Annotated in this window: 8 protein-coding genes, 1 tRNA gene and 1 rRNA gene; 2 read left to right on the top strand and 8 right to left on the bottom strand. The window is 67.8% G+C overall.

The features are described from left to right. The first annotated feature begins 3 nt into the window (after positions 1-3). The gene (locus D2E24_RS08445) at positions 4-1,596 is read left to right on the top strand and encodes an alpha-amylase family glycosyl hydrolase (protein WP_125968902.1); all 1,593 of its coding nucleotides are present in this window, start codon (positions 4-6) and stop codon (positions 1,594-1,596) included. 102 nt (positions 1,597-1,698) lie between these two features. On the opposite strand, the gene D2E24_RS08450 is transcribed toward D2E24_RS08445, so the two are convergent. The 4 genes from D2E24_RS08450 to D2E24_RS10475 form a co-directional block, all read right to left on the bottom strand. Next, complete coding sequence (locus D2E24_RS08450) at positions 1,699-2,358, bottom strand: YesL family protein (protein ID WP_125968903.1); 660 nt, start codon at positions 2,356-2,358, stop codon at positions 1,699-1,701. A gap of 149 nt (positions 2,359-2,507) precedes the next feature. Next, the gene (gene gtfA / locus D2E24_RS08455) at positions 2,508-4,028 is read right to left on the bottom strand and encodes a sucrose phosphorylase (protein ID WP_125968904.1); all 1,521 of its coding nucleotides are present in this window, start codon (positions 4,026-4,028) and stop codon (positions 2,508-2,510) included. A gap of 200 nt (positions 4,029-4,228) precedes the next feature. Next, complete coding sequence (locus tag D2E24_RS08460; RefSeq protein WP_164521067.1) at positions 4,229-4,597, bottom strand: fluoride efflux transporter FluC; 369 nt, start codon at positions 4,595-4,597, stop codon at positions 4,229-4,231. Positions 4,598-4,599: 2 nt separating this feature from the next. Further along, the gene (locus D2E24_RS10475; RefSeq protein WP_241222932.1) at positions 4,600-5,433 is read right to left on the bottom strand and encodes a fluoride efflux transporter FluC; all 834 of its coding nucleotides are present in this window, start codon (positions 5,431-5,433) and stop codon (positions 4,600-4,602) included. Here D2E24_RS10475 and D2E24_RS10655 point away from each other — a divergent pair. Beyond that, positions 5,423-5,782, top strand: coding sequence for a hypothetical protein (locus tag D2E24_RS10655; protein ID WP_241222933.1), 360 nt, complete (start codon positions 5,423-5,425; stop codon positions 5,780-5,782). The two genes, D2E24_RS10475 and D2E24_RS10655, sit on opposite strands and share 11 nt — an antisense overlap. 337 nt (positions 5,783-6,119) lie before the next feature. Here D2E24_RS10655 and D2E24_RS08470 read toward each other — a convergent pair whose 3' ends face one another. The 4 genes from D2E24_RS08470 to rrf form a co-directional block, all read right to left on the bottom strand. Continuing rightward, positions 6,120-7,406, bottom strand: coding sequence for an adenylosuccinate synthase (locus D2E24_RS08470; protein WP_125968906.1), 1,287 nt, complete (start codon positions 7,404-7,406; stop codon positions 6,120-6,122). A gap of 136 nt (positions 7,407-7,542) precedes the next feature. Further along, entirely contained in the window at positions 7,543-8,631 is a 1,089-nt protein-coding gene (fbaA, locus tag D2E24_RS08475) for a class II fructose-bisphosphate aldolase (protein ID WP_125968907.1), read from the bottom strand. Positions 8,632-8,745: 114 nt separating this feature from the next. Next, positions 8,746-8,819 (bottom strand) — tRNA-Gly (locus D2E24_RS08480). A gap of 130 nt (positions 8,820-8,949) precedes the next feature. Beyond that, positions 8,950-9,057: ribosomal RNA gene (rrf, locus tag D2E24_RS08485) — 5S ribosomal RNA — on the bottom strand; the annotation flags it as partial.

The raw sequence follows: 9,057 nt of genomic DNA on the forward strand, positions 1-9,057 counted from the left end.
CCCATGCGCCACCAATGGCTCGACGACGCGGTGTTCTACGAGGTCTACCCGCAGTCGTTCCGCGACTCGAACGCCGACGGCATCGGCGACTTCGCCGGCATCGTCGACCGGCTCGACCACATCCGCGATCTCGGCTGCAACGCGATCTGGATCAACCCATGCTTCGACTCGTCGTTCTACGACGCCGGCTACGACGTGCGCGACTACTACCTCGCCGCGCCCCGCTACGGCACCAACGAGGACCTGCGCCGCCTCTTCGACGAGGCGCACGCGCGCGGCATCCGCGTGCTGCTCGACCTCGTCCCCGGCCACACCGCCGTCGACAACCCGTGGTTCGCGCTCTCCGGCAGGGACGAGCGCAACGAGTGCACCGACCGCTACATCTGGCGCCCCATGACCCAGTCCCCCAACCTCAACTCGCCGTACGACTCCATCCGCGGCTTCCTCGGCGGCATCGCCGAACGCCCCGACGCGGCCGCCGTCAACTGCTTCTCCACGCAGGCCTGTCTCAACTACGGCTTCGGCACCGTCACCGAGGACTGGCAGTTCGCCGCCGACTCCCCGCAGGCCGAGGCCGGCCGCCTGCTGCTCCAGGACATCATGGACTTCTGGCTCGGACTGGGCTGCGACGGCTTCCGCGTGGACATGGCCGCCAGCCTCGTCAAGGAGGACACCGAGGACCACTACTGGACGTCGCTGCTGTGGCGGCGCATCCGCGAGCATCTCGACGCCGCGTTCCCCGACGCGGTGCTCGTCTCCGAATGGGGCAACCCCAGCCAGGCGCTGCACGCCGGCTTCGACATGGACTTCCTGCTGCACTTCGGCCCCTCGCACTACCTCGACCTGTTCCGCGAGCGCCCGTACTTCTCCGCCGCGGCCGCCGCCGACGGGTCGGCAACCGTGCGCGCGTTCGTCGACGCGTACGAGTCGATGCTCGCCGACACGGACGGCGAGGGGTACATCTGCATCCCGTCGGGCAACCACGACATGATCCGCATGCGCGACACCCTCTCCCCCGACGAGATGAAGCTCGCGTTCGCGTTCCTGATGACGATGCCGGGCTGCCCGTTCGTCTACTACGGCGACGAGATCGGCATGCGCTACGTGCATGGCCTCCGCTCGAAGGAGGGCGGCTACGAGCGCACCGGTTCGCGTACGCCGATGCAGTGGGACGCCTCGCCGAACGCCGGCTTCTCGTCGGGCCGCCGCCAGGACCTGTATCTGCCGGTCGATGCGGCCGACGATGCGCCGACCGTCGCCGCGCAGCGCGGCGTCGCCGGGTCGCTGCTGGAGACGGTGCGCGAGCTGATCGCGCTGCGCCACGATCATCCGGCGCTGCATGCGGGCGGTGCGATCCGTTTCCTGTATGCCGAGGACCACGCCTATCCGCTCGTCTACGAGCGCACGTCGCGTGTCGCCGATGCGGATGCGCCGGCCGAGCGCATCGTCGTGGCGATCAACCCGTCGCCGACTGCGGCGTCCTGCCCGCTGGCGGACGCGCCGGGAGCGCCGCTGACGTCGATCGGCGACGCCGCGTCGTGGAGCGACGGCGTCCTGACCGTGCCCGCCGGGTCGGCCACGGTCTTCCTCGCCTGAGCGTCGCCGCGACGGCGTCCATCGGACGACGATGGCCCGCCACCTTCCGGTGGCGGGCCATCGTCGTATCGCGCGCGGGGCCGACCGAGGCCGGCCGGAACGTCAGTCCCTGCGGATCGGCCGATAGCGGGCGTCCACGTCGCCGTCGAGACGCTGGAACACCGGGTTGTACAGCCATGCGCAGCAGTACTGCGGCAGGCTGACGCCGAGGATCAGGATGAACGGGATCAGGTAGATCAGCCACTGCAGGTAGACGAGCGCGAACGCGACGAGCACGACCAGCATGCACAGCGTGCGCGGGAAGCAGCCGACCGCCAGCGCGGCCGCGTTGCGCACGTGCCCGGCGACGGTGTTCTCGTAGCGGGAGATGAGCGGGAACAGATATTGGGCGAGGCCGACGAGCGCGACGCCGATGACGGCCAGTCCGGCGAGCATCGCCACACGCGTGCCGCCGGGCATCTGCAGGGCGACGAGGATGTCGACGCCCATCACGACGCCGGCGAGCAGATAGACGGCCCACACGATCGTCGACTGCTTGAGGTTGCGGCGGAATTCGTGCAGGAACTGCCGCCAGATGTACGTTTCCTCGCCGCGGATCATGCGCCACAGCACGGCGTGCATCGCGGTGAGCGACGCGCCGGCGGTCACGACGGGCAGCGAGCATGCCAGGGCGAGCAGGTTGAGTTCGATCAGGTCGAACAGTATGCCCATGAAACGGAAGAACAGGTTGTCCTGGTTGAAGAGCTTCGACATCTGCGACATACGGCAATCCTAATCCCATGAGGGCCGGCGGCGCGGCGGCATCGGCGGCGACGCGGGCCAACCGAGCGTCGACCGGCCGGCCGGCGGGGCGGTCTGGTTGGCGGTGGATACGGGGACGGCCCGCCATGGTCGGCGGGCCGTCGGTTGCGTCAGGCGACGACGGGCGGTTCGGCGATCAGGTCGCGCGTCTCGTGGTCGCCGGCGGCGTCGGTCCAGGTGAGCGTGACGAGCGACGTCTCGTCGTCGACGCCGTGGCCGCGGCCCGGCTCGAACACGAGCGTCGCGGCGGATTCGCCGTCGTGGCCGACCCAGCTGAGCGACAGCGTGCGGTCGCCGTCGGCCTCGTAGGTGAACACGCCGTCGAAGGCGGGCAGCTGGTTGCGGAAGCGGCACAGCGCGTTGAGCGCCTTGACGACGGGGCGTTCGAGCTGCTCGTCGATCTCGGCGGTCGTGTAGTAGTGACGGTTGATGTCGCGGCCCACGTTGGTGCGCTTCAGCAGCTCCATGTCGTTGGCGCCGGCGAGCGCGCCCACGTAGTAGACCTGCGGGACGCCGGGCATGAAGAACTGCATCGCGCGGGCGGCGATGTAGCGCTGGTCGTTGCAGCCGAGCGCCGAATAGTAGGTGGAGTTCACCTGGTACAGGTCGAGGTTGGATGCGGCGGCGCCGGTCGCGGCCTGCGATTCGCCGTGCGTGTTGGCGTGGATGGTGTTGACGAGCGCGTCGACGTCCTCGTCGGGCACGAGGCCCTTGAGGGAGCGGTCGAGCTGGTCGGATCCGATGTCGATGACGCCGATGCCGTCATGCGTGTCGAGGACGGTGACGGCGTTGTTCGGACGCACGTCGACCCAGTGGGTGACAGCGTCGGTGCGGCCGGTGAAGATCGCATGCAGGAGCAGCGGCGGCAGCGCGAAATCGTAGACGCGGTCGACCTTGGAGGCGATGTCGATCTGCTTGCGGTAGTACGAGTGGACCTCAATGAGCGTCTCCAGTCCACGCGCCTCGCCTTCGGCCTTGATGCGCTCGATGAGCGTGAAGGTCTTGGGGGTCATGAAGCAGCTGGAATTCGCCTCCTTGGCACCGTAGCCGACGGCGTCGAGGCGGATGGAGCGCACGTTGGACGCGGCGAGACGGTCGAGGATGGACGTCAGGTACGCCCAGCCTTCGGCGGAGTCGGTGTCGATGTCGACCTGCTGCGGGGTGAACGTGGTCCACACGAGGCGCGTCTTGCCGCCCCACGTGTAGTGGGTGAACGGCAGGCCCGGGCGCGGGCGGTAGATGCCGGCGAGGTCCTCTTCGGTGGCGCCATCGGGGAAGACGCTGCTCATGGTGAGGAACATCCTCGCGTACGGGCTCTCCTCGCCGCGGGCCATGACGTCCTGGAACTGCTCGGATTCCCAGCTCATGTGGTTGACGATCGTGTCGACCATGATGTCGTGGGTGCGGCTCAGTTCGGTCACGTCGTCCCAGGTTCCCAGACGCGGGTCGACCTTCGTGTGGTCGACGGGGTCGAAGCCGGCGTCGGCGCCGTCGAACGGGGTGAAGAACGGCAGGACGTGGACGCCTTCGTAGACACCGTCGAAACGAGTGCGCAGAACGTCGGTCAGCGAGGCGAAGTCGCCGTCGCCGAAGCGGTCCGCGTAGGTGATGAGTTGGACTTTGTTCTCCATGGAGGCCTCCTTGATATGCGGTCGTATCCTTCGGAACTGCCTTCCATCGTACTCGAACCGGTTCGATACCGTCAACACCGCGCGCATGTCCCCTCATATGATGACGGCGGGCGCGCCCGGATGCCACCGGTCGCGCCCGCCGTCGTATCGGCACGCAGCCTGCCCGCAGACGTCACCGCCGACGGACGTCCGCCGCCCGCTCAGCGGGTCAGGGCGATCAGCGACCAGCCGGCCGCGACGCACAGCAACGGCACGACGATCGTCAGCGCGCAGTAGAGCGCAGCCAGACGCCGCCGACCGTCGCGCGCCAGCGACACGATCTCGTTGATCGCGGTCGAGAACGTCGAGAACCCGCCCAGGAAGCCGGTCACGAACAGCAGATACGTGCCGTGGTCGACCGTGTGGAACGCGAACGCGGCGGCCGCGATGCCGGCGCAGAACGTCGCGATCAGGTTGATGACGAACGTCGCCAGCGGGAAGCCTCGCTTCCACACCTGCTGGATCGACGTGTTGAACACGAACCGCGTCACCGCGCCCAGTCCGCCGCACGCGGACACCAGAAGGAACATCATCATCGTTCGCGGGCCTCCCCTCGCAGCGGATCGGCGACCATCGGAATCTCGTCGGTCACCGGATCGGGTTCGAACGACGGCACCAGCGTCGTCGCCAGCAGCGGTTCCGACTGTTCGACGCGCGCCGTCGCCGATGCGGTAGCAGCAGCGCCCACATGCGACGCCGACCCGCTCACAGCACCGTCGGACGGCGGCAGCACCGACAGCGGTCCGCCGGCCGATTCCGGAGCACCGACCGCAACGGCGGCCGCAGACACCGCCGACGTCTCCGCAGCCGACGAGGACGCGCCGGCCGCGGAGGCTGCGGCGCCGGCGTCTGCATGACGGCCGGCATCGCCGTGCCGCGCACCCTCCGCGAGCGCCGGACCGGCGTCGCGCACCGCGCGCCTCGCCGCCGCCTCCAGCCCGAGCGTCGCGCCGCTCCATGCGGCGATCAGGCCGAACGTGAAGCTCAGCAGCGTGTACAGCATGAATCCGGCGATCTCACCCGTGTGCATCGCCGTCAGGTTCTCGATCGCCATCGCCGACAGCGTCGAGAAGCCGCCGCACATGCCCATGCCCAAGCCGCGGTTCGCCAGCTGGCGCGCCCGCTTGCGCAGCCACGACGCCTGCGACAGGTAGGCGGTGAGCGTCGCGAAGATGAAGCAGGCGAGCATGTTCGCGATGAACGTCGCCGGGTGGAATCCGGCCAGCACGCCGGTGTCCGCCAACGCATCGGGCATGACGAGGTTCAGTCCGTAACGCATCGCCGTGCCGACGAATCCGCCGAGGAACACCACCAGATACACCACGCCGTCCGCGAGCGGGTTGAACCGCGCCTGCATGCGCTTCATCGGCGCGAGCGGGATCTTCGGCGGCGCCGACTGCGGCGACGTCAGGTGGGCAGCCGCCATCTCCATCGTCATCGGCTCCGGTTCCGCAGCCGTCGTCGAGGTCGTGGTCGACGATTCGGTCGACGCCGGCGACGCCGATGCGTCCGTCATCGGCAACGACGCCGACGGCACGGCCGGTGACGGCAACGCCGAACGCGACGGCGGCAGCGGCGGTTCCGGCGACGGCAACGTCGGCAGCGACGGCATGATGGGCAGCGTATCGCCGTCGTCCGCCGCGGCGGCGGCATTCGGGACGGGCGCAACACCGACGGTGACGGCGGACGTCTTCGTCGCCGGAACCGGAGCCTGAGTCGGAGCCGCAGCGGAGACCGGGCCGGCGCCGGCCGCGGCATCGGGCCGCACCGGGGTCAGCACCGGCACTTCAAGCGAGGGGATATCTTCTTCGGACATAACAACTTCCGGATAGGGATCCGTCGGCCGCACGCACGCCACCGCCACGCCTTCCGGAGCCCCGCACCGCGGGGACGGAAGGGATGCGACGGGCGGAATCCCACGAAAACGACGACCGGCCGGGCATGCCCGCCGCAATCAGCGGACAACCCGGCCGGTACGGTCGGCAATCATGGCCCCGCCGCATCCGAGGCGGCTTCGAGGCTGTGAACGGCCGAACGGATCAGTCGAACGAATCAGTCGATCAGCGAATGGATCTGGATGATGTGGTCGCGCTGCGGACCGGTGCCGATCACGGAGATACGGCAGCCCGACAGCTCCTCGAGACGCTTCACGTACGCCTGGCAGGTGGCCGGCAGATCGTCGAAGTCATGCACCTGCGAGATGTCCTCATCCCAGCCCGGCATCGTCTCGTAGATCGGCTTCGCGGCGGCGAACGCGGCCTGGTCGGTCGGCATGTCGTCGTGACGTTCGCCATCTACGTCGTAGGCCACGCAGATCGGGATCTCCTTGAGGCCGGTGAGCACGTCGAGCTTGGTGAGCACGATGTCGGTCAGGCCGTTCACCTGCGTCGCGTAACGGTTGACGACCGCATCGAACCAGCCGCAACGGCGCGGACGACCCGTGGTCACGCCGTACTCGTGGCCCTGCGCGCGCAGCCAGTCGCCCCACTCGTCGAACAGCTCGGTCGGGAACGGGCCTTCGCCCACGCGCGTCACGTACGCCTTGGACACGCCGATCACGCGGGTGATCTTCGTCGGGCCGACGCCGGTGCCGGTGCACGCGCCGCCCGCGGTCGGGTTGGAGGACGTGACGAACGGGTAGGTGCCGTGGTCCACGTCGAGCATCGTGGCCTGGCCGCCTTCGAACAGCACGGTCTTGCCTTCGTCGAGCGCCTTGTTGAGGATCAGGCTCGTGTTGGCCACGTACGGCTTGAGGCGCTCGCCCAGTGCGAGCAGCTCGTCGGTGACCGCGTTCACGTCGATCGCGCGGCGGTTGTACAGCTTGACGAGCAGCTGGTTCTTCTGGTGCAGGCTCGCCTCGACCTTGTCGCGCAGGTGCTCCTCGTTGAACAGGTCGTGCACGCGGATGCCGACGCGGTTGATCTTGTCCGCGTACGCCGGGCCGATGCCGCGGCCGGTCGTGCCGATCTTGCGCTTGCCGAGGAAGCGTTCGGTCACCTTGTCGAGCGTGCGATGGTACGGCGCGATGATGTGCGCGGCTTCGCTGACCAGCAGCCGCGAGCAGTCCACGCCGCGCGATTCGAGGCCGTCGATCTCCTGGAACAGGACCTCCGGATCCACGACGACGCCGTTGCCGATGACCGGCGTGGCCTTCGGGCTCAGGATGCCGCTGGGCAGCAGGTGCAGCGCATACGACTCGTCGCCCACGACGACCGTATGGCCCGCGTTGTTGCCGCCGTTGAACCGGGCGACGTAATCGATTTCGGTACCGATCAGATCGGTAGCCTTACCCTTGCCTTCGTCGCCCCACTGGGCGCCGATCAACACGATTCCAGGCATTTTTACCTCCGCCTCATCGCCTTTTCCGCCGGAGACCTAGGTTACCCCATCATGTCTACCGGCGCCACCGCCGTCTTGAACCGCCTGTCGTCCGGCGCTTTTCGGCGCTCTTCGACGCTCTTCGACGCTTTCGCCGCTACTTGAGGGCGCGGCCGGCGGAGCCGAGCTGCACACACGCCTCCACGACGCGCGCGGCCATCGCCGACTCGGCCTCGCGACCCCACGAACGCGGGTCGTACAGCTTCTTATTGCCCACTTCGCCGTCGATCTTGAGCACCGCATCGTAGTTGGAGAACATGTGGCCGGCGATCGCGCGCGAGAACGCGTACTGCGTGTCGGTGTCGATGTTCATCTTGACGACGCCGTAGCTGACGGCGCGCGCGATCTCGTCCGCCGACGATCCGGATCCGCCGTGGAACACGAGCGCGAACGGCTTGCCGTCCGGCATGTCGGGCAGGGCGCAGCTGGAGACGGCCGACGTGCCCAGCGAGTTGACGCGTCCGTCGTGCGCCGCCTGCCAGACCTCGGATTGGATGTCGCGCAGCAGTTCGGGACGCAGCTGCACCACGCCCGGCTTGTAGGCGCCGTGCACGTTGCCGAACGTGAACGCGGCCATGTAGCGGCCGTGTTCGCCCAGACCGAGCTTCTGCGCCACCTTCACGCCGTCGGCGGGCGTGGAGTACAGCTTCTCGTTGATTTCGGCGCTGTGGCCATCCTCCTCGCCGCCGACCGTGCCGATCTCGATTTCCAGCACGGTGTGCGCCTTGACGGATTTGTCGAGCAGTTCCGCGGCGATGGACAGGTTCTCGTCGAGCGGCACGGTCGACCCGTCCCACATGTGCGATTGGAACGTCGGCTCCTGGCCGTGACGCACCTGGTCCGCTTCGATGGTGAGCAGCGGGCGCACCCAGTCGCTCAGATACTGCTTGGCGCAGTGGTCGGTGTGCAGTGCGACCGTGATGTTCGGGTACATCTGCGCGACTTCGTGCGCGAAGGCGGCGAAGGCGAGCGATCCGGTGACGCGTTCCTTGACGCTCTGCCCGGCGAAGTACGCCGCGCCGCCGACGGATACCTGGATGATGCCGTCGGATTCGGCTTCGGCGAAGCCCTGCAGCGCCGCGTTCAGCGTCTGCGTGCTCGTCACGTTGATTGCGGGGTAGGCGTATCCGCCATGACGGGCGGCGTCCAGCATTTCGGCATAGCGTTCGGAAGTTGCGATTGGCATGATGTCATTATCACGCGCCCGACAGACCGAAGACGGCGATGATGCCTCGGTTCGTCCGTGGTTCGTCCGTTTCGGGAAACAAAAAAAAGGCCGTCGGAGTCCGACGGCCTTGAGTGGAGCGGATGACGGGAGTCGAACCCGCCTCTAAAGCTTGGGAAGCTTTCGTTCTACCGATGAACTACATCCGCAGATGCGCTGAGCGCACAAGTGGAAAGTGTACCACAGGTTGCAAGTGTCCGCGCCACACGAGTGACGTGATGGGGCCGGATATGCGAAATCCCCGGGAGCGTTCACGCTCTACCGGGGATTCGATGTGTGATGCGGCGGTGTGCTACTCTCCCACACCCTATCGAGTGCAGTACCATCGCCGTGCCAGGCCTTAGCTTCCGGGTTCGGAAAGGGACCGGGCGTCTCACCTGGGCCATG

The sequence above is a fragment of the Bifidobacterium samirii genome (genome assembly GCF_003952945.1).
Classification (GTDB): Bacteria; Actinomycetota; Actinomycetes; order Actinomycetales; family Bifidobacteriaceae; genus Bifidobacterium; species Bifidobacterium samirii.